This window comes from Salmonella sp. NW1250 (assembly GCF_051812965.1).
GTDB classification, from domain to species: domain Bacteria; phylum Pseudomonadota; class Gammaproteobacteria; order Enterobacterales; family Enterobacteriaceae; genus Salmonella; species Salmonella enterica.
Window position 1 is genome coordinate 167,013 of sequence record NZ_JAMNDD010000003.1, and the last position, 22,430, is coordinate 189,442.

Annotated in this window: 19 protein-coding genes; 15 read left to right on the top strand and 4 right to left on the bottom strand. The window is 53.1% G+C overall.

Features of this window, described 5'->3' with window-relative positions:
- Positions 1-130 precede the first annotated feature (130 nt).
- The 9 genes from bolA to fadM all read left to right on the top strand — a co-directional run bounded on the left by bolA (position 131) and on the right by fadM (position 10,695).
- The gene (gene bolA / locus NBA72_RS06380; protein ID WP_000973433.1) at positions 131-448 is read left to right on the top strand and encodes a transcriptional regulator BolA; all 318 of its coding nucleotides are present in this window, start codon (positions 131-133) and stop codon (positions 446-448) included.
- A 346-nt stretch (positions 449-794) separates the two neighbouring features.
- Positions 795-2,093 carry a trigger factor gene (gene tig, locus NBA72_RS06385; protein WP_001198406.1) on the top strand — a complete coding sequence of 433 codons (1,299 nt, stop codon included), beginning with the start codon at positions 795-797 and terminating at the stop codon, positions 2,091-2,093.
- A gap of 246 nt (positions 2,094-2,339) precedes the next feature.
- Complete coding sequence (gene clpP, locus NBA72_RS06390; protein ID WP_000122257.1) at positions 2,340-2,963, top strand: ATP-dependent Clp endopeptidase proteolytic subunit ClpP; 624 nt, start codon at positions 2,340-2,342, stop codon at positions 2,961-2,963.
- 251 nt (positions 2,964-3,214) lie between these two features.
- On the top strand, positions 3,215-4,486 hold the full coding sequence (gene clpX / locus NBA72_RS06395) for an ATP-dependent protease ATP-binding subunit ClpX (RefSeq protein WP_000130314.1): 1,272 nt from the start codon (positions 3,215-3,217) through the stop codon (positions 4,484-4,486).
- A 185-nt stretch (positions 4,487-4,671) separates the two neighbouring features.
- A complete protein-coding gene (lon, locus tag NBA72_RS06400; RefSeq protein WP_001067723.1) occupies positions 4,672-7,026 on the top strand; it encodes an endopeptidase La in 2,355 nt (784 codons plus the stop codon).
- A 190-nt stretch (positions 7,027-7,216) separates the two neighbouring features.
- Entirely contained in the window at positions 7,217-7,507 is a 291-nt protein-coding gene (gene hupB, locus NBA72_RS06405; RefSeq protein ID WP_254888479.1) for a nucleoid-associated protein HU-beta, read from the top strand.
- A 290-nt stretch (positions 7,508-7,797) separates the two neighbouring features.
- Complete coding sequence (gene ppiD, locus NBA72_RS06410; RefSeq protein WP_042948134.1) at positions 7,798-9,669, top strand: peptidylprolyl isomerase; 1,872 nt, start codon at positions 7,798-7,800, stop codon at positions 9,667-9,669.
- A 149-nt stretch (positions 9,670-9,818) separates the two neighbouring features.
- Complete coding sequence (locus NBA72_RS06415) at positions 9,819-10,193, top strand: helix-hairpin-helix domain-containing protein (protein ID WP_000680322.1); 375 nt, start codon at positions 9,819-9,821, stop codon at positions 10,191-10,193.
- A gap of 103 nt (positions 10,194-10,296) precedes the next feature.
- Positions 10,297-10,695 carry a long-chain acyl-CoA thioesterase FadM gene (gene fadM / locus NBA72_RS06420; protein WP_001194543.1) on the top strand — a complete coding sequence of 133 codons (399 nt, stop codon included), beginning with the start codon at positions 10,297-10,299 and terminating at the stop codon, positions 10,693-10,695.
- Positions 10,696-10,801: 106 nt separating this feature from the next.
- Here the strand turns inward: fadM and queC are convergent, their stop codons facing one another.
- Positions 10,802-11,497, bottom strand: a complete 696-nt coding sequence (queC, locus tag NBA72_RS06425) for a 7-cyano-7-deazaguanine synthase QueC (RefSeq protein ID WP_000817201.1) — start codon at positions 11,495-11,497, stop codon at positions 10,802-10,804.
- Between the two features lie 64 nt (positions 11,498-11,561).
- Positions 11,562-13,262, bottom strand: a complete 1,701-nt coding sequence (locus NBA72_RS06430) for an SgrR family transcriptional regulator (RefSeq protein WP_042948131.1) — start codon at positions 13,260-13,262, stop codon at positions 11,562-11,564.
- 100 nt (positions 13,263-13,362) lie between these two features.
- On the opposite strand from NBA72_RS06430, the gene cof reads away from it, so the two are divergent.
- Positions 13,363-14,181: an HMP-PP phosphatase gene (gene cof / locus NBA72_RS06435; protein ID WP_000113030.1), complete on the top strand. Its 819-nt coding sequence runs from the start codon at positions 13,363-13,365 to the stop codon at positions 14,179-14,181.
- Between the two features lie 48 nt (positions 14,182-14,229).
- Here the strand turns inward: cof and cdsH are convergent, their stop codons facing one another.
- Complete coding sequence (cdsH, locus tag NBA72_RS06440; RefSeq protein WP_077917529.1) at positions 14,230-15,285, bottom strand: cysteine desulfhydrase; 1,056 nt, start codon at positions 15,283-15,285, stop codon at positions 14,230-14,232.
- A 112-nt stretch (positions 15,286-15,397) separates the two neighbouring features.
- Between cdsH and decR the strand changes: the two genes are divergently transcribed.
- The 5 genes from decR to amtB all read left to right on the top strand — a co-directional run bounded on the left by decR (position 15,398) and on the right by amtB (position 21,312).
- A complete protein-coding gene (decR, locus tag NBA72_RS06445) occupies positions 15,398-15,856 on the top strand; it encodes a DNA-binding transcriptional regulator DecR (RefSeq protein WP_000884593.1) in 459 nt (152 codons plus the stop codon).
- Between the two features lie 40 nt (positions 15,857-15,896).
- Positions 15,897-17,669: a SmdA family multidrug ABC transporter permease/ATP-binding protein gene (locus NBA72_RS06450; protein ID WP_001235571.1), complete on the top strand. Its 1,773-nt coding sequence runs from the start codon at positions 15,897-15,899 to the stop codon at positions 17,667-17,669.
- Positions 17,662-19,443 carry a SmdB family multidrug efflux ABC transporter permease/ATP-binding protein gene (locus NBA72_RS06455; RefSeq protein ID WP_042948127.1) on the top strand — a complete coding sequence of 594 codons (1,782 nt, stop codon included), beginning with the start codon at positions 17,662-17,664 and terminating at the stop codon, positions 19,441-19,443. The genes NBA72_RS06450 and NBA72_RS06455 overlap by 8 nt, the downstream gene beginning before the upstream one ends.
- Positions 19,444-19,655: 212 nt before the next feature.
- The gene (gene glnK, locus NBA72_RS06460; RefSeq protein WP_000780341.1) at positions 19,656-19,994 is read left to right on the top strand and encodes a P-II family nitrogen regulator; all 339 of its coding nucleotides are present in this window, start codon (positions 19,656-19,658) and stop codon (positions 19,992-19,994) included.
- A 31-nt stretch (positions 19,995-20,025) separates the two neighbouring features.
- Positions 20,026-21,312, top strand: a complete 1,287-nt coding sequence (gene amtB / locus NBA72_RS06465; protein WP_000684912.1) for an ammonium transporter AmtB — start codon at positions 20,026-20,028, stop codon at positions 21,310-21,312.
- Positions 21,313-21,411: 99 nt separating this feature from the next.
- Here the strand turns inward: amtB and tesB are convergent, their stop codons facing one another.
- Positions 21,412-22,272 carry an acyl-CoA thioesterase II gene (gene tesB, locus NBA72_RS06470; protein ID WP_000084176.1) on the bottom strand — a complete coding sequence of 287 codons (861 nt, stop codon included), beginning with the start codon at positions 22,270-22,272 and terminating at the stop codon, positions 21,412-21,414.
- Positions 22,273-22,430 lie beyond the last annotated feature (158 nt).

Consider the following 22,430-nt stretch of genomic DNA (forward strand, 5'->3'; position numbering starts at 1 on the left):
AACTTCATACGTTTGGCTGAAATAATCAGACGAAAGCTAAATTTTTGTTGTCATGCTGTAATGGAAACGGTAAAAGCGGCTAGTATTTAAAGGGATGGGTGACATCACAGCGTTGTCGGAGGAGATTTTCATGATGATACGTGAGCAAATAGAAGAAAAATTAAGGACAGCGTTCGACCCCGTGTTTCTCGAAGTTGTGGATGAAAGCTATCGTCACAATGTTCCTGCAGGATCGGAAAGCCATTTTAAGGTCGTGCTGGTGAGCGATCGCTTTACAGGCGAACGTTTTCTTAATCGTCATCGGATGATTTACGGTACGTTAACGGCGGAACTCTCCACAACCGTACATGCGCTGGCACTGCATACTTATACCCTCAAAGAGTGGGAAGGGTTGCAGGATACTATCTTCGCGTCGCCTCCTTGTCGCGGCGCGGGAAGCATCGCGTAGCAAAACGGATTTGCAACTACCTCCGCTTTTCCAGTATGTTGCTACAGAATTATGTGAAAACGGCCTGCGGGCCGTTTTGTTTTGTCTGAATTTTGAGCGTGTCGTACAGTATTCAGACAAAAATTAGCCGAGAATTGTGAAAACCGCCGCAGCATCGCACAATCACCGTTCTCGACTCACAAAAGTGATGCCGCTATAATGCGCCGTCTTATATATGAACGTCTTCGGGATGATTCTGACGACAGGGAATGTGATTGATTATGAGAACATCCCGGTTCCGCGAAGCAAATAGCACGTGCTTGCGGAGTAGAGTTGACCGAGCACTGTGATTTTTTGAGGTAACAAGATGCAAGTTTCAGTTGAAACCACTCAGGGCCTTGGCCGCCGTGTAACGATTACAATCGCTGCTGACAGCATCGAGACCGCTGTAAAAAGCGAGCTGGTCAACGTAGCGAAAAAAGTACGTATTGACGGCTTCCGTAAAGGCAAAGTACCGATGAATATCGTCGCTCAGCGTTATGGCGCTTCTGTTCGCCAGGACGTGCTGGGCGATCTGATGAGCCGCAACTTCGTTGACGCGATCATCAAAGAAAAAATTAACCCGGCAGGCGCGCCGAACTATGTTCCGGGCGAATACAAAGTGGGTGAAGATTTCACTTACTCCGTCGAGTTTGAAGTCTATCCGGAAGTTGAGCTGACTGGCCTCGAGTCTATCGAAGTTGAAAAGCCGGTTGTTGAAGTCACCGACGCTGACGTTGATGTGATGCTGGACACCCTGCGTAAGCAGCAGGCGACCTGGAAAGAAAAAGACGGCGCTGCTGATGCGGAAGACCGCGTGACCATCGACTTCACCGGCTCTGTAGACGGCGAAGAGTTCGAAGGCGGCAAAGCGACCGATTTCGTTCTGGCGATGGGCCAGGGTCGTATGATTCCGGGCTTTGAAGACGGCGTTAAAGGCCACAAAGCTGGCGAAGAGTTCACTATCGATGTGACTTTCCCGGAAGAGTACCACGCTGAAAACCTGAAAGGTAAAGCGGCTAAGTTCGTTATCAACCTGAAGAAAGTTGAAGAACGCGAACTGCCGGAACTGACCGAAGAATTCATCAAACGTTTCGGCGTTGAAGATGGTTCCGTAGCCGGTCTGCGCGCTGAAGTACGTAAAAACATGGAACGCGAGCTGAAAGGCGCGGTGCGTAACCGCGTTAAGTCTCAGGCGATCGAAGGTCTGGTAAAAGCTAACGACATCGACGTACCGTCTGCGCTGATCGACAGCGAAATCGACGTTCTGCGTCGTCAGGCTGCGCAGCGTTTTGGTGGTAACGAGAAACAGGCTCTGGAGCTGCCGCGCGAACTGTTCGAAGAACAGGCTAAGCGTCGTGTAGTTGTCGGTCTGCTGCTCGGCGAAGTCATTCGTACCAACGAGCTGAAAGCGGACGAAGAACGCGTTAAAGGCCTGATCGAAGAGATGGCGTCTGCTTACGAAGATCCGAAAGAAGTGATTGAGTTCTACAGCAAAAATAAAGAGCTGATGGACAATATGCGTAACGTCGCTCTGGAAGAACAGGCTGTTGAAGCGGTTCTGGCAAAAGCGAAAGTGTCTGAAAAAGCCACTTCCTTCAATGAGCTGATGAACCAGCAGGCGTAATTTTTCGCGTTAAAAGCACGAAATTTGCACAAAAACCCGTCACCTTTCAGTGACGGGTTTTTTTTGTCACGCATTTTGCATGGTAAGGGTGCGAAAACCGCGTTTCAGTGTTAGCGTTAGAGCAAAAGATTGTTATGCTTGAATTATGGCGATGCCGTACCCATTACAGAGGGACTGGCTGATAATCCGTCCATCAGGTTACAATCAGTACAGCAGATTTTTTCAATTTTTATCCAGGAGACGGAAATGTCATACAGCGGAGAACGAGATAATTTGGCCCCTCATATGGCGCTGGTGCCGATGGTCATTGAACAGACCTCACGCGGTGAGCGCTCTTTTGATATCTATTCTCGTCTACTTAAGGAACGCGTCATATTTCTGACCGGCCAGGTCGAAGACCATATGGCTAACCTGATCGTGGCGCAGATGCTGTTCCTGGAAGCGGAAAACCCGGAAAAAGATATCTATCTGTACATTAATTCTCCTGGCGGCGTAATTACTGCGGGGATGTCCATCTATGACACCATGCAGTTTATTAAGCCAGACGTCAGCACCATTTGTATGGGACAGGCGGCCTCTATGGGGGCGTTTCTGCTGACTGCCGGGGCGAAAGGCAAACGTTTCTGCTTGCCGAACTCTCGCGTCATGATCCACCAGCCGCTGGGCGGCTACCAGGGCCAGGCGACGGATATTGAAATTCACGCCCGCGAAATTTTGAAAGTAAAAGGGCGCATGAATGAACTTATGGCGCATCATACGGGTCAATCTCTTGAGCAGATTGAACGTGATACTGAGCGCGATCGCTTCCTCTCCGCGCCTGAAGCGGTAGAGTACGGTTTGGTTGACTCAATTTTGACCCATCGTAATTGATGCCCTGGACGCAAGTGTGCCGCTATACACTTCATCCTTCACGCTACCTCGGTGTTGGTTGCCAGCGCGCCTCCCAGTGACTTACTTATGTAAGCGCCTGCGGAGTCGCCGAGTTGCCGCCTTGATGTAGCTCGAATGATTTTGTGTATATACTAATGAAGGGCGGCACAACGCTGATTAGCGGCTTGCGCCTGAGAATGGCATTTGCGTCGTCGTGTGCGGCACAAAGAACAAAGAAGAGGTTTTGACTCATGACAGATAAACGCAAAGATGGCTCGGGCAAATTGTTGTACTGCTCTTTTTGCGGCAAAAGCCAGCATGAAGTGCGCAAGCTGATTGCCGGTCCATCCGTGTATATCTGCGACGAATGCGTCGATTTATGTAACGACATTATTCGCGAAGAAATTAAAGAAGTTGCTCCGCACCGTGAACGTAGTGCGCTGCCGACGCCGCATGAAATTCGTACTCACCTGGACGATTACGTTATCGGCCAGGAGCAGGCGAAAAAAGTGCTGGCGGTGGCGGTCTATAACCACTACAAGCGTCTGCGTAACGGCGATACCAGCAATGGCGTCGAGTTAGGCAAAAGCAACATTCTGCTGATTGGACCGACCGGTTCCGGTAAAACGCTGCTGGCGGAAACGCTGGCGCGCTTGCTGGATGTGCCGTTCACTATGGCGGATGCGACCACGCTGACCGAAGCGGGTTACGTGGGGGAAGACGTCGAGAATATCATTCAGAAACTGTTGCAGAAATGCGACTACGACGTGCAAAAAGCGCAGCGTGGGATTGTCTACATTGATGAAATCGATAAGATTTCGCGTAAATCAGACAATCCGTCCATTACCCGCGATGTTTCCGGCGAAGGCGTACAGCAGGCGTTGCTGAAACTGATCGAAGGCACCGTCGCCGCGGTTCCACCGCAGGGCGGTCGCAAACATCCGCAGCAGGAGTTCTTACAGGTAGATACCTCTAAGATTCTGTTTATCTGCGGCGGCGCGTTTGCCGGTCTGGATAAAGTGATCGCTAACCGTGTTGAAACCGGCTCCGGCATTGGTTTTGGCGCGACGGTGAAAGCGAAGTCCGACAAAGCCAGCGAAGGCGAGCTGTTGTCGCAGGTTGAACCGGAAGATTTGATCAAATTTGGTCTGATTCCTGAGTTTATCGGTCGTCTGCCAGTGGTGGCGACGTTGAACGAACTCAGCGAAGAAGCGCTGATTCAAATCCTGAAAGAGCCGAAAAATGCGCTGACCAAGCAGTATCAGGCGCTGTTTAACCTGGAAGGCGTCGATCTGGAATTCCGTGACGAAGCGCTGGACGCTATCGCCAGGAAAGCAATGGCGCGTAAAACCGGTGCCCGTGGCCTGCGTTCTATCGTCGAAGCGGCGCTGCTGGATACCATGTACGATTTGCCATCCATGGAAGACGTCGAAAAAGTGGTGATCGACGAGTCCGTTATTGCCGGTCAGAGTAAGCCGTTGCTGATTTACGGCAAACCGGAAGCGCAGGCTTCTGGCGAATAATTAAACATTCATACAATCAGTTAGCCAAAAAAGGGGGGATTTTATCTCCCCTTTCGTTTTTCCTGTAAACACGCCGTTGAATGTGTGGGAAACATCCCCATATACTGACGTACATGTTATAGGTGGTATGGAGCACAGCTATACTATCTGATTACCTGGCGGACACTAAACTAAGAGAGAGCTCTATGAATCCTGAGCGTTCTGAACGCATTGAAATCCCCGTATTGCCCTTGCGCGATGTGGTGGTTTATCCGCACATGGTCATACCCTTATTTGTAGGGCGGGAAAAATCTATCCGTTGTCTGGAAGCGGCTATGGACCATGATAAAAAAATCATGCTGGTCGCCCAGAAGGAAGCATCAACGGATGAGCCGGGTGTAAACGATCTTTTCACCGTCGGGACCGTGGCCTCTATTTTGCAGATGCTGAAACTGCCTGACGGCACCGTAAAAGTGCTGGTCGAGGGGTTACAGCGCGCGCGTATTTCCGCGCTGTCTGACAACGGCGAACATTTCTCCGCGAAGGCGGAGTACCTTGATTCGCCAGCCATTGATGAGCGTGAACAAGAAGTGCTGGTGCGTACCGCTATCAGCCAGTTCGAAGGCTACATCAAGCTGAACAAAAAAATTCCGCCGGAAGTGCTGACGTCACTCAATAGCATTGACGACCCTGCACGTCTGGCTGACACCATCGCCGCGCATATGCCGCTGAAACTGGCGGATAAACAGTCCGTACTGGAGATGTCCGACGTTAACGAACGTCTGGAATATCTGATGGCGATGATGGAATCTGAAATCGATCTGCTGCAGGTTGAGAAACGCATTCGCAACCGCGTGAAAAAGCAGATGGAGAAATCCCAGCGCGAGTACTATCTGAACGAGCAAATGAAAGCGATTCAGAAAGAGCTTGGCGAGATGGACGACGCGCCGGACGAAAACGAAGCGCTGAAGCGTAAGATCGACGCGGCGAAAATGCCGAAAGAGGCGAAAGAGAAAGCGGAAGCGGAACTGCAGAAGCTGAAAATGATGTCTCCGATGTCGGCGGAAGCGACCGTGGTGCGCGGCTACATCGACTGGATGGTGCAGGTGCCGTGGAATGCGCGTAGCAAGGTCAAAAAAGACCTGCGTCAGGCGCAGGAAATCCTCGATACTGACCATTATGGTCTGGAGCGCGTGAAAGACCGCATCCTTGAGTATCTCGCAGTACAAAGCCGTGTAAATAAAATCAAGGGGCCGATCCTGTGTCTGGTGGGGCCGCCGGGGGTAGGTAAAACCTCGTTGGGCCAGTCCATCGCTAAAGCAACAGGGCGTAAATACATCCGTATGGCGCTGGGCGGCGTGCGTGATGAAGCGGAAATCCGCGGTCATCGCCGGACTTACATTGGCTCTATGCCGGGTAAACTGATCCAAAAAATGGCCAAAGTGGGGGTTAAAAACCCACTGTTCCTGCTCGATGAGATCGACAAAATGTCTTCTGACATGCGCGGCGATCCGGCTTCCGCACTGCTGGAAGTGCTGGATCCAGAGCAGAACGTGGCGTTCAGCGATCATTACCTGGAAGTGGATTACGATCTCAGCGATGTGATGTTTGTCGCCACTTCCAACTCCATGAACATTCCGGCGCCGCTGCTGGATCGTATGGAAGTGATCCGTCTGTCCGGTTATACCGAAGACGAGAAGCTGAATATTGCTAAACGTCACCTGCTGCCGAAGCAGATCGAGCGTAACGCGCTGAAGAAAGGCGAACTGACGGTCGACGATAGCGCGATTATCGGTATTATCCGTTATTACACGCGTGAAGCGGGCGTTCGTAGTCTGGAGCGTGAAATCTCCAAACTGTGCCGCAAAGCGGTTAAACAACTGTTGCTCGATAAGTCGTTAAAACATATCGAAATTAACGGCGATAATCTGCACGACTACCTCGGTGTGCAGCGCTTTGATTATGGCCGCGCGGATAGCGAAAACCGCGTAGGTCAGGTGACGGGCCTGGCGTGGACGGAAGTGGGCGGCGATCTGTTGACCATCGAAACCGCCTGCGTACCGGGCAAAGGCAAGTTGACCTACACCGGCTCGCTCGGTGAAGTGATGCAGGAATCTATTCAGGCGGCGCTGACCGTGGTGCGCGCGCGCGCGGAAAAACTGGGTATTAATCCGGACTTTTACGAAAAACGCGATATCCACGTTCACGTGCCGGAAGGCGCAACGCCGAAAGACGGTCCAAGTGCCGGTATCGCGATGTGTACCGCGCTGGTTTCCTGCCTGACCGGTAATCCGGTGCGCGCAGATGTGGCAATGACCGGTGAGATAACGCTGCGTGGTCAGGTGTTGCCGATCGGCGGCCTGAAAGAAAAACTGTTGGCGGCGCATCGCGGCGGGATTAAAACGGTCTTAATTCCATTCGAAAATAAACGTGACCTGGAGGAAATTCCGGACAACGTCATTGCCGATCTGGATATTCATCCGGTTAAGCGTATTGAGGAAGTTCTGACGCTTGCTCTGCAAAACGAACCGTCTGGAATGCAGGTTGTAACCGCAAAATAGTGACCTCGCGCAAATAGCGCTAATAAAAACAGGGCTGGCAGGCTATTTCGGACTTGCCAGCCTTTTTTTGTATAGCTAATTTAGATGGTTGATTGGGTCTGCCACCATTAACGGGTGTTGTAAGGGCGTGGCAGGCCTGATATAACTGCTGCGCGGTCGTACTTCGAAGGATTCAGGTGCGATATAAATTATAAAGAGGAAGAGAAGAGTGAATAAATCTCAACTGATCGAAAAAATTGCTGCAGGGGCTGATATCTCTAAGGCTGCGGCTGGACGTGCGTTAGATGCGATTATTGCTTCTGTTACCGAATCTCTGAAAGAAGGGGATGACGTTGCACTGGTAGGCTTTGGTACTTTTGCTGTTAAAGAGCGTGCTGCCCGTACTGGTCGCAACCCGCAAACAGGTAAAGAGATCACCATCGCCGCTGCCAAAGTGCCGAGTTTCCGTGCAGGTAAAGCGCTGAAAGACGCGGTAAACTAAGCGTGATCCCCTCGGGGGATGTGACAAAGTACAAGGGCGCATCAACTGATGTGCCTTTTTTATTGGCGATTCGGGACTTTCTGTGCGTTGCGGGCTGACAATTGCCCTCGTTTCTTGTCACAATAGGCTTTTGTGCGCCGCGTTCAGAAAATGCGATGCGCGTGAAGTCTCTATACGCAAATCATTCAGGTTGCGTCGACGCGGCGACTGAGCGAATCACTCGGTAGCCAGCGGAGAAGCCGCCTGAAAGATAAAGTGTAAAGTCACCTACAGCGGAGTGTGGTTACACCATGATGGACAGCTTACGCACGGCTGCAAACAGTCTCGTGCTCAAGATTATTTTCGTTATCATTATCGTGTCGTTCATTTTGACCGGCGTTAGTGGTTACCTGATTGGCGGAAGCAATAACTACGCCGCAAAAGTGAATGGCCAGGAAATCAGCCGGGCACAGTTTGAGAATGCGTTTAATAACGAACGTAACCGTATGCAGCAGCAGTTGGGCGACAGGTATTCTGAACTGGCGGCCAACGAAGGTTATATGAAAAGCCTGCGCCAGCAGGTGCTGAATCGTCTGATAGATGAAGCGCTGTTGGATCAATATTCCCGCGAACTGAAACTGGGCATCAGCGATGAGCAGGTAAAGCAGGCGATTTTCGCCACTCCCGCTTTTCAGGTGGACGGTAAGTTTGACAACAACCGCTATAACGCGATTGTGAATCAGATGGGAATGACCGCCGATCAGTACGCTCAGGCGCTGCGTAACCAGCTTACCACTCAGCAACTGATCAACGGCGTGGCCGGTACTGATTTTATGCTGAAAGGGGAAACCGACGAACTGGCGGCATTAGTCTCTCAACAGCGCGTGGTGCGTGAAGCCGTTATTGATGTCAACGCGCTGGCGGCGAAGCAGCAGGTAACCGATCAGGAAGTGTCCAGCTACTACGATCAGAATAAAGTCCGCTTTATGACGCCGGAACAGTTCCGCGTAAGCTATATCAAGCTGGATGCCGCGACGATACAGGCGCCGGTCAGCGATGCGGATATTCAGGCCTATTATGACCAGCATGTAGATCAGTTTACTCAGCCGGAGCGTATTCGTTACAGCATTATTCAGACCAAAACGGAAGATGATGCGAAAGCGGTACTGGATGCGCTGAACAAGGGCGAAGATTTCGCCACGCTGGCGAAAGAGAAATCTACCGATATCATCTCTGCGCGTAATGGCGGCGATATGGGCTGGCTGGAAGAGTCTGCCACGGTGCCGGAACTGAAAAACGCCGGATTAAAAGAAAAAGGCCAGATATCTGGCGTGATTAAGTCGTCTGTCGGTTTTCTGGTGGCGCGTCTGGATGATATTCAGCCTGCCAAAGTGAAACCGTTAAGCGAGGTTCGCGACGACATTGCCGCGAAAGTGAAACAAGAAAAAGCGCTGGATGCTTACTATGCGTTGCAGCAGAAGGTGAGCGATGCGGCAAGCAACGACAATGAGTCGTTAGCAGGCGCTGAACAGGTCGCTGGCGTAAAAGCGGTTGAAACCGGCTGGTTTAGCCGTGACACCTTACCGGAAGAGCTGAACTTCAAACCGGTAGCCGATGCTATCTTTAATGGCGGTCTGGTGGGCGAAAACGGTACGCCGGGGCCGAATTCAGACATTATCACCGTGGATGGCGACCGGGCTTTTGTCGTGCGCGTGAGCGAACATAAACCTGAAGCCGTGAAGCCGTTGGCAGAAGTGAAAGAACAGGTCACTGCCCTGGTGAAGCATAACAAAGCGGAACAACAGGCGAAGCTGGATGCGGAAAAACTGCTGGTCGAGCTGAAAGCGGGCAAAGGCGCGGAAGCGATGAAAGCGGCGGGTCTGAGTTTTGGCGAGCCTAAAACGTTAAGTCGTACCAGTCAGGATCCGGTGAGTCAGGCGGCCTTTGCGTTAAGCCTTCCGACGAAAGATAAGCCAGTTTATGGCGTGGCGAACGATATGCAGGGTAACGTCGTTCTGCTGGCGTTTGACGAGGTGAAAGCGGGCGCCATGCCGGAAGCGCAGAAAAAAGCGATGGTGCAGGGCATCACGCAGAACAATGCGCAAATTGTCTTTGAAGCGCTGATGAGTAATCTGCGTAAAGAGGCGAAAATCAAAATCGGCGACGCTCTGGAACAGCAGTAATCGTCGAGGCGCTTCGCAAAAAATTGCAAAACGTTGTATCCCACAAAGGCCGCTTTCGCGGCCTTTTCCATTTCTGAGAATTGCCGTTTGTTCGTTTTTCTCCGCCCCGCTATCGTGGCTGCACTGTTAACAAACAAGGAGAAAACAGTATGAAACACGGAATTAAAGCACTGCTTATTACGCTTTCTTTAACCTGCGCGGGCATGGCCCATAGCGCGCTGGCGGCGACGCCTGTCGCAAAAAATGCAGCGGTGGAAACAAAAGCGGATACGCCTTCTTCATCCTCCGCCAAAGCGGCATTACCTGCTAAAGCCAGCGATGATGAAGGTACCAGGGTGAGCATTAATACCGCGTCTGCGGAGGATCTGGCGCGGGTGATGAACGGCGTTGGGCTGAAAAAAGCGCAGGCTATTGTGAGCTATCGGGAGGAGTATGGTCCTTTTAAAACGGTGGATGATTTAAAGCAGGTGCCGGGAATGGGAAGCGCGCTGGTGGAGCGTAATCTGGCAGTTTTAACATTGTAATCACTTGCACAGTGGCAAAAATTTGCCAGACTGTAGAGGTCATACCAGTTATGACCTCTGTACTTGTCGTTTACTTATAACAACAACGTAAGGTTATTGCGCTATGCAAACACAAATCAAAGTTCGTGGATATCATCTTGATGTTTATCAACATGTTAATAATGCCCGCTATCTGGAATTTCTGGAAGAGGCCCGTTGGGATGGGCTGGAAAACAGCGACAGCTTTCAGTGGATGACGGCCCGCAATATTGCCTTTGTGGTGGTAAACATCAATATAAATTACCGTCGCCCGGCGGTATTGAGCGATCTACTGACCGTGACCAGCCAGGTACAACAGCTTAACGGTAAAAGCGGCGTATTAAGCCAGACGATTACGCTGGAGCCAGAAGGGCAGGTGGTGGCCGATGCGCTCATCACGTTTGTTTGTATTGATTTAAAAACGCAAAAAGCGCTGCCGCTGGAAGGCGAATTGCGTGAAAAGCTGGAACAGATGGTGCAATAACGCCTCGCTGTCTGATGGCGTTGAACTTGTCCGGCCTGGCGATATTGACCATGGTGCATATCGCCAGGCACGGATAAGGTGCGTGCGCCGCCATCCGGCAAAACAATCACCTTAACCCGGTTTTTTGCTTCATTGCCGCCATCACCGCCGCTTTATTCGACAGATAATGATTCAGGCCGTTAGCGCGCAGATTACAGGCCGCGCAATGACCACAGCCATCGCCTTTAATGCCGTTATAGCAGGTCAGCGTCTCTTCGCGAACCAAATCCAGTTGGCCCCAATAATCGGCCAGCGCCCAGGTTTCAGCTTTATCAATCCACATTAAGGGCGTTTCGAAACGGATATCTTTCGCCATGCCCAGATTCACCGCGTGATTCAGCGCTTTGACGAACTCATCGCGACAGTCTGGATAGCCGGAAAAATCGGTCTCGCAAACGCCAGTGATCACCGCTTCGGCTTTAACCTGATAAGCGTAAATCGCCGCCAGCGTCAGAAAGAGAATATTGCGTCCCGGTACGAAAGTATTGGGGATACCGTCAGCGTTCGGTTCATAGTCCGGCACCGGAATGCTATCCCGCGTCAGGCTGCTGACCGCCAGTTCGTTCAGTAAAGTGACATCCAGCACTTTATGCGCGCGTGCGCCAAGTTTTAACGCCAGTGCGCGCGCGACATCAATCTCTGCGCGGTGACGCTGACCATAATCAAACGTGACACAATGCACTTCATCATACTGATGCCGCGCTTGCGCCAGGCAAGTGGTGGAGTCCTGACCTCCACTAAATACAACAACGGCGCGTTTCATAGTTATCCTGATCAATGACGAAAGCCAATATGGTAACGCGTACGGATAATCCCGACCAGCTTCTTCACGGCGAAGGCGGCGGAAGCCAGGCTTCGCTAAATTCAAACCAGCCGCGAGGGGTGAGTCGAACGCCGTTAACGCCCGGTGGGGCGCTGATGCGATAGTGATAATTAAACAGCGGCGTAAGTGTGGCGTCATCCATCAGGTTGGCAAAAACTTGTTGTAGCGCGGCGCGGCGATCTTTTTCATTGGGCTGAATTTGCAGAGCGTCAAGCGTAGCCTGCAGATGGGAAAACGCAGGCGCGTCCAGGACATGTGACCAGATCTGATCGCAACGTAGCCACTGCTCCAGCGTATATTCCGGCGCTTCGCCGATCAGCCTGTCGCCCATCATCAGATCCGCTTGCGCCAACGCAGGGCAGTTATCCCAGTTTTTGGCATTATGAAAAATCAACGTTAACTCACAGCCGAGCGTCGCCAGGTAATGTCGAAGCTGTTCCGCCATCGTATGCAGCTCTACGGGAAGGTGATACGCCAGGGTAAGTTTTTTCGGCAATGGCGTTTCATCAACGTCCTGCCATTGCGGGATTGTCCAGCCGGGTAGCAGCCCCTGACTTGGCATAATCAAGTTCTCATCTACCGGTAAGGTTTTCAGCAGCGAAGTATGATGGATAATATGTATCAGACGCCGCGCCTGCTGTACGTTGAGCCGTGAGCCCTTTTTGAGGGTTAAATAACAAAAGCCAAGACTGATACCACTACTTACCTGACTCAGCGTCGCCAGCTCTTCCGGTTTGCCGATGGCAATCTGCACCGGATGGCGGCAACTGGTGCCCAGATCCTGGGCAAACAGTTGCGGGGTGATCCAGAATTCAATCGCTTTCAGCAGCGGATGGCTGAGGTGATAATGGTCATGACTTTCCAGACGCACCAGTTCCGGCGTGAACAACGCCAGGCGAAAAGGACCGGTGCCGATAAGCGGCAGGTCAGGATGCGCCAGACCGCTACAATAGCTCGCCAGACGATGCGCCAGCCAGTAATCAGGTCGGTGAAGGAGAAAGGTCAGGCACTGAGGATGCGTTACTTCGATCCGTGCGACGCTAATAAACAATTTGCTTAGCGCCGGTAGGGTAAGCAGCCTTTCCAGGCGTTCGTGTAGCTGCGCGGTGTCCACCGTATCGCCATTATGCCAGTGCAGCGTGGAGCGAATATAAAAATCCCAGCGTAAACCGTCGGCGGAAACCTCCCAGTGATGCGCCAAATCCCCGCAAGGATATTGACTGTCGCGGTCGAAGCGCGTTAACCCGGAAAAAACTTGCCCTGCGAGATGCTGTTCCGCGCGTCCTGGCAGAAAACCCGGCTGCAGCGGATCAAGCGGACGATAGTAGGGAATACGCAATGTCGGCGTATCGTTTTGCCATTGGCCGCCCATAAAAGGCTGGAGCATCGCCCGTAACTCGCCCGGCGCCAGTTGCGCCAGTTCCAGTACGTTGAGCTGCTGCCCTTTTTCCAGCGCCTGTTCCATCATGGCGGTGCGGAGCGATTCCGGCGTGACCAGAAACTGGAGCCGTCCACGTTTCCCGCGTCCGGACTGCGCCTCCCATCTTAGCCAACCCGCCTGCTGGGCCTGACGCAGCAGCGTTCGCAGATGGCGCTCGCTACAAAAACAGCGTTCGGCCAGTTCGCTAACGGTGACATGTTGCGTTTCCCCGGCGGAAGGCTGCCAGAGGCGTTGATATTGATTAAGCCGATTCAGTAGCCTCATAGAAACCCGGAACACTTCCTTTTATCTGTTCACTATTACTTCCGTATATCTCAGGTAATACTGAACAACAAGTTAACCGCGTCACAGTGTGGAGAAAGAGATGGCCCGTCTGGCAGCATTTGATATGGATGGCACGTTATTAATGCCCGATCACCATTTGGGTAGAGAAACGATCGCCACGCTGGCGCGTCTGCGCGAACGCGATATCACCCTGACATTCGCTACGGGTCGTCACGTGCTGGAGATGCGGCATATTCTGGGGACGCTTTCACTGGATGCTTATCTTATTACCGGTAACGGGACGCGAATTCACTCACTGGAAGGCGACGTGCTGCATCGTCAGGATCTCGATCCTCAGGTTGCCGATACGGTGATGCACCATGCCTGGGATACCCGAGCCAGTATGCATGTGTTTAATGACAACGGCTGGTTTACAGGCCAGGAGATCCCCGCGCTACTCCAGGCGCACGTCTACAGCGGCTTTCGTTATCAGGTTATCGATATAAAAAGCATTCCGGCCCATCAGGTGACGAAGATCTGTTTTTGCGGCGATCATGACGATCTGATCCGTTTGCGCATTCAGCTCAATGAGGCGCTGGAAGAACGCGCGCACCTCTGTTTCTCTGCCGTCGACTGCCTGGAAGTGCTACCGCTGGGGTGCAATAAAGGATCGGCGCTGGCGGTATTGAGCAACCATTTAGGGCTTTCACTGGCAGATTGCATGGCGTTTGGCGACGCGATGAACGATCGGGAAATGCTGGGCAGCGTCGGGCGGGGGCTCATTATGGGCAATGCCATGCCGCAGCTTATCGCCGCGCTGCCACACCTTTCGGTTATCGGACATTGTGGTAATCAAGCGGTATCACACTTTTTGACGCATTGGCTGGACAATCCGCATCTACCTTATTCCCCCGAATGAGAGATCTCTTCCAGCAAGCCAGACATTCAGTCTGGCTTTTTTTTGTTTCTAGTCGCCGGTAAGTAATTTTTCGATGGCCGCTGACCACGGCGTCAAATCGCCGATATGGTCGCTAACCCAGGCCGGATGGTAATAGGTATCCAGATAGCGATCGCCGCTATCGCACAATAACGTCACGATAGCGCCGGTTTCTCCAGCCTCGCGCATCCGGGCCGCAAGCTGCAGCGCTCCCCACATATTCGTGCCGGTAGAGGCGCCGACTTTACGGCCTAGCTGCGTTTCCAGCCAGTGTGCGGTGGCAACGCTGGCGGCGTCCGGCACGCGCAGCATCTCATCCACGACATCCGGAATAAAAGAAGGCTCTACTCGCGGACGACCAATTCCTTCAATTTTACTGCCTACCGGGCTGCGTAATGAAGCGTCGCGATCCTGCCAGTAAGGTAAAAAGACGGAATTTTCCGGATCCACCACCATGAGCTGAGTATCATAGCCCTGGCAGCGAATATAGCGCCCAATCGTCGCAGAGGTTCCGCCCGTTCCGGCGCTCATGACGATAAATCGCGGTACTGGATGGGGTTCGTTGCGCATCTGGCGGAAAATACTGTCGGCAATATTATTGTTGCCCCGCCAGTCGGTAGCTCGTTCTGCGTAGGTAAACTGGTCCATATAGTGACCGTTCAGTTCATGCGCCAGCCGCTCGGAGGCGGCATAAATTTCGCAGGCGCTCTCCACAAAATGACAGTGGCCGCCGTAAAATTGAATCTGTTCGATTTTACGTTTTGCGGTACAGGCGGGCATGACGGCGATGAACGGCAGTCCCAGTAAACGCGCGAACCAGGCTTCGGAAATCGCCGTTGAGCCTGATGACGCTTCAATAATCGGAGTGCCTTCTTTAATCCAGCCATTGCACAGCCCATAAAGGAACAGCGAGCGCGCCAGGCGATGCTTGAGGCTACCGGTGGGATGCGTGCTTTCATCTTTCAGGTAAAGCTGGATACCTGGAAATGCCGACAGGGGCAAACGAATAAGATGCGTATCCGCCGAGCGCTGGTGGTCAGCGTTAATTTCATTAATGGCATTTTTAACCCAATTGCTACTCATCATTAATATCCATTTATCATTTTGTGCCAAGAGTAGCGAAAAGTACGGAAAAAATTGTTGCTATTTGACCTTTAAATTACAATGTAAGGAGAAAAATATTCTCTATGGAGTGGGTATGTTAGATAAAATTGACCGTAAGCTGCTTTGCTTATTGCAGCAGGATTGTACCCTCTCTTTGCAGGCGCTGGCGGATGCCGTTAATCTGACGACAACGCCTTGCTGGAAGCGGCTTAAACGCCTGGAAGATGACGGTATCCTGCTTGGCAGGGTCGCGCTGCTGGACCCGGAAAAACTGGGTCTGGGATTAACCGCTTTTGTGTTGATAAAAACGCAGCACCACAGCAGTGAATGGTACTGTCGGTTCGTGACCGTCGTCTCTGAGATGCCGGAAGTGCTTGGCTTCTGGCGGATGGCGGGGGAATACGACTATCTGATGCGAGTTCAGGTGGCCGACATGAAGCGGTATGACGACTTCTATAAACGTCTGGTCAATAGCGTCCCAGGACTGTCAGACGTCACCTCCAGTTTTGCGATGGAACAGATTAAGTACACCACCTCTCTGCCCATTGAATAATTCTCCCGGTATTGCCGGAAATCATATCAGGAAATAACGCGTGCGATTATTTGCTCAATTAAGCTGGTACTTTCGCCGGGAATGGCGTCGCTATCTTGGCGCGGTGGCCCTGCTTATGCTTATTGCGATGCTTCAGCTGATCCCGCCCAAAGTGGTGGGGATTGTCGTGGATGGCGTAACCGCACAGCAGTTTACTCCAGGCCGAATAGCGATGTGGATTGGCACCATTGCCCTGATCGCCGTAGTGGTCTATTTGTTGCGCTATGTCTGGCGCGTGCTGCTATTTGGCGCTTCTTATCAATTAGCCGTCGAACTGCGTGAAGATTATTATCGCCAGCTGAGTCGTCAGCATCCTGAATTTTATCAGCGCCATCGGACGGGCGATCTTATCGCGCGTGCGACGAATGATGTGGATCGCGTCGTATTTGCGGCGGGCGAGGGCGTTCTGACGCTGGTTGACTCGCTGGTAATGGGCTGTGCGGTACTGATTGTCATGTCGACGCAAATTAGCTGGCAGCTAACGCTATTAGCGCTGTTGCCGATGCCGATTATGGCGCTGATGATCAAACGTTACGGCGATCGGCTGCATGACTATTTCAAACTGGCGCAGGCCGCCTTCTCCAGCCTGAACGACCGCACGCAGGAGAGTCTGACCAGCATCCGCATGATCAAAGCGTTTGGTCTGGAGGACCGCCAGTCTTCGCTGTTTGCGGCGGATGCCGAAGATACCGGCAAGAAAAATATGCGCGTGGCGCGTATTGACGCGCGTTTTGATCCAACCATTTACATCGCCATTGGCATGGCGAACCTGCTCGCGATTAGCGGCGGAAGCTGGATGGTGGTTAACGGCAGCCTGACGCTGGGCGAACTCACCAGCTTTATGATGTATCTGGGGTTGATGATTTGGCCGATGCTGGCGCTGGCCTGGATGTTTAATATCGTGGAGCGGGGTAGCGCCGCATACAGCCGCATCCGCGCCATGCTGGCGGAAGCGCCGGTAGTTAAGGATGGCGAAGAGCCGGTCCCGGCGGGGCGCGGCGAACTGACGGCGGCCATTCGTGAGTTTTGCTATCCGCAAACGACGCATCCGGCGCTGGAGAATGTGAACTTTCGTCTTAAACCGGGTCAGATGCTGGGGATATGCGGTCCGACCGGCGCGGGGAAAAGCACAATCTTGTCGCTTATCCAGCGCCATTTTGATGTGACGCAGGGAGAGATCCGATTCCATGACATGCCGTTGACGCATCTGCAACTGGATAGCTGGCGTAGCCGACTGGCGGTCGTCAGCCAGACGCCGTTTTTGTTCTCGGACTCTATTGCCAATAATATTGCGCTCGGACGCCCGGAGGCGACTCAGGAGGAGATTGAACAGGTGGCGCGTTTAGCCAGCGTACATGAGGATATTCTCCGCTTGCCTCAGGGCTACGACACGCAGGTAGGTGAACGTGGCGTCATGTTATCGGGAGGGCAAAAACAGCGTATCTCGATTGCCAGAGCGCTGCTGTTGAATGCGGAAATTCTGCTTCTTGATGATGCGCTCTCAGCAGTAGATGGTCGCACGGAGCATCAGATTTTGCATAATTTGCGCCAGTGGGGCGAAGGGCGTACGGTCATCATCAGCGCGCATCGTTTATCCGCGCTGACCGACGCCAATGAAATTATCGTTATGCAACATGGTCATGTTGTTCAGCGCGGCGATCACGATCAACTGGCGCAGCAGATTGGCTGGTATCGCGATATGTATCGCTATCAGCAACTGGAGGCCGCTCTGGATGACGCGCCAGAACGCGGCGAGGAGGCGGCGAATGCGTAGTTTTGGACAGCTATGGCCGACGCTGAAACGGTTGCTGGCGTATGGCTCGCCATGGCGAAAACCGCTCTCTGTCGCGGTGATGATGCTGTGGATTGCGGCAGCGGCGGAGGTTAGCGGTCCGCTGCTGATCAGCTATTTCATTGATAACATGGTGGCCCGCCACCATTTACCGTTGGGCAAGGTCGCGGGGCTGGCGGCCGCCTATGTGGGGCTACAGTTTCTGGCGGCGGGTCTCCATTACGCCCAGTCTTTATTATTTAACCGGGCGGCCGTTGGCGTGGTTCAGTCCTTGCGCACGGACGTCATGGATGCCGCCTTGCGTCAGCCGCTAAGCGCCTTCGACACGCAGCCTGTCGGACAATTAATTTCACGTGTGACCAACGATACGGAAGTCATCCGCGATCTGTACGTCACGGTCGTCGCAACGGTATTACGTAGCGCGGCGTTGATCGGCGCCATGCTGGTCGCTATGTTCAGCCTTGACTGGCGGATGGCGCTGGTGGCGATTTTGATTTTTCCGGCGGTATTGACCGTGATGATCATTTATCAGCGCTACAGCACGCCGATTGTACGCCGCGTGCGGGCATACCTGGCGGATATTAACGACGGCTTTAACGAAATCATCAACGGGATGAGCGTAATCCAGCAGTTTCGCCAGCAGGCGCGCTTCGGCGAACGCATGGGCGAGGCCAGCCGCTCGCACTACATGGCGCGGATGCAGACGCTGCGCTTGGACGGCTTTTTATTGCGTCCGCTGCTTAGCCTCTTTTCCGCGCTCATTTTATGCGGTTTGTTGATGCTTTTCAGCTTTACGTCTGCCGGCACGATTGAGGTCGGAGTGCTGTATGCGTTCATTAGCTATTTGTCACGTCTGAACGAGCCGCTCATTGAACTGACCACCCAGCAATCCATGCTACAGCAGGCGGTTGTGGCGGGAGAACGTGTTTTTGAACTGATGGATCGCCCGCGCCAGCGCTATGGCAGCGACGACAGGCCGTTACAAAGCGGGGCGATTGATATTGATCATCTGTCGTTTGCTTACCGCGACGATAATCTTGTTTTACAGGACATTACGCTCTCAGTACCGTCCCGTAGCTTTGTGGCGCTGGTGGGGCACACCGGCAGCGGGAAGAGCACGCTCGCCAGCTTATTAATGGGGTATTACCCCCTGACACAAGGCGAAATTCGGCTGGATGGGCGAGAGATCTCCTCTCTTAATCATCGCGTTTTACGCCAGGGCGTGGCGATGGTTCAACAGGACCCGGTAGTGATTGCGGATACCTTTCTGGCTAATGTGACGCTGGGGCGCGATGTCTCCGAGGCGCAGGTGTGGCAGGCGCTGGAAACGGTACAACTGGCAGATCTGGCGCGCGGCCTGAGCGACGGGCTGCATACGCATCTCGGCGAGCAGGGAAATACGCTGTCCGTCGGGCAAAAACAGCTATTGGCGCTGGCGCGCGTGCTGGTTGACGCCCCGCAAATATTAATTCTTGATGAGGCGACGGCCAGCATCGATTCCGGCACTGAACAGGCGATACAGCAGGCGCTGGCGGCGATTCGCGAGCGCACCACGTTGGTGGTTATTGCCCATCGGCTATCGACAATCGTGGAGGCAGATACCATTCTGGTTCTCCATCGCGGCCAGGCGGTGGAGCGCGGGACGCATCAACAATTGCTGGCGTCGCAAGGGCGCTACTGGCAAATGTATCAATTACAGTTAGTTGGCGAGGAGTTAGCCGCCAGCGTACACGAAGAACCCGGCCCTGCGGCATAAGGTTTTGCGCCACAGGGCAAAGCCTCGCCCATTATGCACCGTTGTGGTGCGTTTTTCTTTCCCTGCTTCGATTTTGGGGCGCGTCAATATAAAGACGCGCCGCTAACCGCGCTTTTCCTCGCTCGCCAGCTTCTGGCACATCCTTTGCAATATCCATCCTGAAGAGTCCATGCGCGGCGGCAGCCGTTACCTAATTCTGACTGGAGGGTTCTATGAAGCTGGTTACCGTGATTATCAAACCGTTCAAGCTGGAGGACGTGCGGGAGGCGCTTTCTTCCATTGGCATTCAGGGACTGACCGTCACCGAAGTGAAAGGGTTTGGCCGTCAGAAAGGACACGCCGAACTGTATCGCGGCGCGGAGTACAGCGTGAATTTCCTGCCGAAGGTCAAAATTGATGTGGCTATCGCCGACGACCAACTGGAAGAGGTGATCGATATCATCAGTAAAGCGGCTTACACCGGAAAAATTGGCGACGGCAAAATTTTCGTCGCGGAGCTCATGCGCGTTATTCGGATTCGTACCGGCGAAGCTGACGAAGCAGCGCTGTAAGACCCGCCACACAGCAACAGGAAATGAAAAAATGAAGATAGCGATGATAAAAACCACACTGGCTTCACTGGCGCTGCTGCCTGGGCTAACGATAGCCGCGCCGGCGGTTGCCGATAAAGCGGATAGTGCTTTTATGATGATTTGCACCGCGCTGGTGCTGTTCATGACGATACCGGGTATCGCGCTGTTTTACGGCGGATTAATTCGCGCCAAGAACGTGCTGTCAATGTTAACGCAAGTGACCGTCACCTTTGCGCTGGTCTGTATTTTATGGGTGGTGTACGGCTATTCGCTGGCTTTTGGCGAAGGGAATCATTTCTTCGGTAATGCCGATGGGGCGATGTTGAAGAATATCGCGTTGACGGCGGTAACGGGTACGATTTATCAGTATATTCATGTCGCGTTTCAGGGATCTTTCGCCTGTATTACCGTCGGGCTGATTGTCGGCGCGCTGGCGGAGCGTATTCGTTTTTCGGCGGTACTGATTTTTGTCGTGGTGTGGTTCACGCTCTCTTATATTCCGATTGCGCACATGGTGTGGGGCGGCGGCCTGCTGGCTGCTCACGGCGCGCTGGATTTTGCCGGTGGTACGGTGGTGCATATTAACGCCGCTATCGCCGGGCTGGTAGGGGCTTATTTAATTGGCAAACGCGTCGGCTTTGGGAAAGAAGCATTTAAACCCCATAACCTGCCGATGGTCTTTACCGGTACTGCGATTCTGTATATCGGCTGGTTTGGATTTAACGCGGGTTCTGCTGGTAGCGCAAACGAGATAGCAGCGCTGGCCTTTGTGAACACCGTGGTGGCGACCGCCGCCGCGATTCTGGGGTGGATTATCGGCGAGTGGACGCTACGCGGTAAGCCTTCCCTGCTGGGAGCCTGTTCCGGCGCGATTGCCGGTCTGGTCGGCGTGACGCCAGCCTGTGGCTATGTTGGCGTTGGCGGCGCGCTGGTTATCGGCGTTATTGCGGGTCTGGCGGGATTGTGGGGAGTCACCATGCTTAAACGTCTGCTACGGGTAGATGATCCGTGCGACGTATTTGGCGTTCACGGCGTTTGCGGAATAGTCGGCTGTATCCTGACCGGCGTTTTTGCCGCCAGTTCGCTGGGCGGCGTTGGCTTTGTCGACGGCGTTACGATGGGACATCAGGTGATGGTACAGCTGGAAAGTATTGCTATTACGGTCGTCTGGTCCGGCGTTGTCGCGTTTGTTGGTTACAAACTGGCGGATATCCTTGTTGGACTGCGTGTACCGGAAGAGCAGGAGCGCGAGGGGCTGGATGTGAACAGTCACGGCGAGAATGCGTATAACGCGTGATTGCGCAACATGCCTGATGGCGCTGCGCTTATCCAGTTTACCGTAGGCCGGATAAGCGCAGCGTCATCAGGCCATTAACGCCGCATAGCGGCATGTTTTTTAATTGTGATTACGCATTACCCCTTCCTGCACGGTTGAAGCGACCAGCGCGCCATCCTGAGTATAAAACTCGCCGCGAACAAAGCCCCGGGCGCTGGAGGCGGAAGTGCTCTCCACGCTATAAAGTAGCCATTCATTAAAATTGAACGGGCGATGGAACCACATAGAGTGATCGATAGTGGCGATCTGAATGCCCTTTTCCAGAAAACCGATGCCGTGAGGCTGAAGCGCGACGGGAAGGAAATTCAGATCCGAGGCGTATCCCAGTAAATATTGATGGACGCGAATGTCATCCGGAACGGTGCCGTTGGCGCGAATCCATACCTGACGCACAGGCGCGGCGACGTGACCTTTCAACGGATTGTGAAATTCGACGGGACGAATTTCCAGCGGGCGATCGCAGAGAAACTTTTCTTTCAGAATCGGCGGCAGTAAATGCGCCAGCGATTGCGCGATTTCCGTTTCTGACGGTAGTCCTTCCGGCCCGACTGCTGTCGGCATGGTTTTTTGATGTTCAAAACCCGGTTCCGGCGCCTGGAATGAGGCGGTCATGTAAAAGATGGGTTTCCCGTTCTGAATAGCGGCAACGCGGCGGGCGCTGAAGCTATTCCCATCGCGCAGCACTTCTACGTCATAGATAATGGGTTTTTGGCTATCGCCTGGCCGCAGAAAATAACTGTGGAATGAATGTACCAGTCGCGCTTCCGGCACCGTTTCTTTGGCGGCATAGAGCGCCTGGCCCACCACCTGACCGCCAAATACCTGGCGCAGCCCTAAGTCTTCACTTTGGCCCCGAAAGAGTCCTTCTTCAATTTTTTCCAGATTCAATAATGTCAGCAAATTATTCAGTGTCTGACTCATACATACTCTCCAGGTGACAACGATGCCGAAGCGAGGTAGGGCAGAGTATAACGCAATTTTGCAAGTGGTCCGATGGGTACAAAAGTCTGAATAACAGACCAATTCCAGGCAAAAATGAGTGACATGTGCCACACTTAATCACGTTATGTTTCTGTTAA

Excerpts from the sequence above, each read along its gene's own strand:
- bolA (WP_000973433.1), top strand. The coding sequence starts at position 131 with ATGATGATACGTGAGCAAATAGAAGAAAAATTAAGGACAGCGTTCGAC.
- tig (WP_001198406.1), top strand. The coding sequence starts at position 795 with ATGCAAGTTTCAGTTGAAACCACTCAGGGCCTTGGCCGCCGTGTAACG.
- clpP (WP_000122257.1), top strand. The coding sequence starts at position 2,340 with ATGTCATACAGCGGAGAACGAGATAATTTGGCCCCTCATATGGCGCTG.
- clpX (WP_000130314.1), top strand. The coding sequence starts at position 3,215 with ATGACAGATAAACGCAAAGATGGCTCGGGCAAATTGTTGTACTGCTCT.
- lon (WP_001067723.1), top strand. The coding sequence starts at position 4,672 with ATGAATCCTGAGCGTTCTGAACGCATTGAAATCCCCGTATTGCCCTTG.
- ppiD (WP_042948134.1), top strand. The coding sequence starts at position 7,798 with ATGATGGACAGCTTACGCACGGCTGCAAACAGTCTCGTGCTCAAGATT.
- NBA72_RS06415 (WP_000680322.1), top strand. The coding sequence starts at position 9,819 with ATGAAACACGGAATTAAAGCACTGCTTATTACGCTTTCTTTAACCTGC.
- fadM (WP_001194543.1), top strand. The coding sequence starts at position 10,297 with ATGCAAACACAAATCAAAGTTCGTGGATATCATCTTGATGTTTATCAA.
- queC (WP_000817201.1), bottom strand. The coding sequence starts at position 11,497 with ATGAAACGCGCCGTTGTTGTATTTAGTGGAGGTCAGGACTCCACCACT.
- NBA72_RS06430 (WP_042948131.1), bottom strand. The coding sequence starts at position 13,262 with ATGAGGCTACTGAATCGGCTTAATCAATATCAACGCCTCTGGCAGCCT.
- cof (WP_000113030.1), top strand. The coding sequence starts at position 13,363 with ATGGCCCGTCTGGCAGCATTTGATATGGATGGCACGTTATTAATGCCC.
- cdsH (WP_077917529.1), bottom strand. The coding sequence starts at position 15,285 with ATGATGAGTAGCAATTGGGTTAAAAATGCCATTAATGAAATTAACGCT.
- decR (WP_000884593.1), top strand. The coding sequence starts at position 15,398 with ATGTTAGATAAAATTGACCGTAAGCTGCTTTGCTTATTGCAGCAGGAT.
- NBA72_RS06455 (WP_042948127.1), top strand. The coding sequence starts at position 17,662 with ATGCGTAGTTTTGGACAGCTATGGCCGACGCTGAAACGGTTGCTGGCG.
- glnK (WP_000780341.1), top strand. The coding sequence starts at position 19,656 with ATGAAGCTGGTTACCGTGATTATCAAACCGTTCAAGCTGGAGGACGTG.
- amtB (WP_000684912.1), top strand. The coding sequence starts at position 20,026 with ATGAAGATAGCGATGATAAAAACCACACTGGCTTCACTGGCGCTGCTG.
- tesB (WP_000084176.1), bottom strand. The coding sequence starts at position 22,272 with ATGAGTCAGACACTGAATAATTTGCTGACATTATTGAATCTGGAAAAA.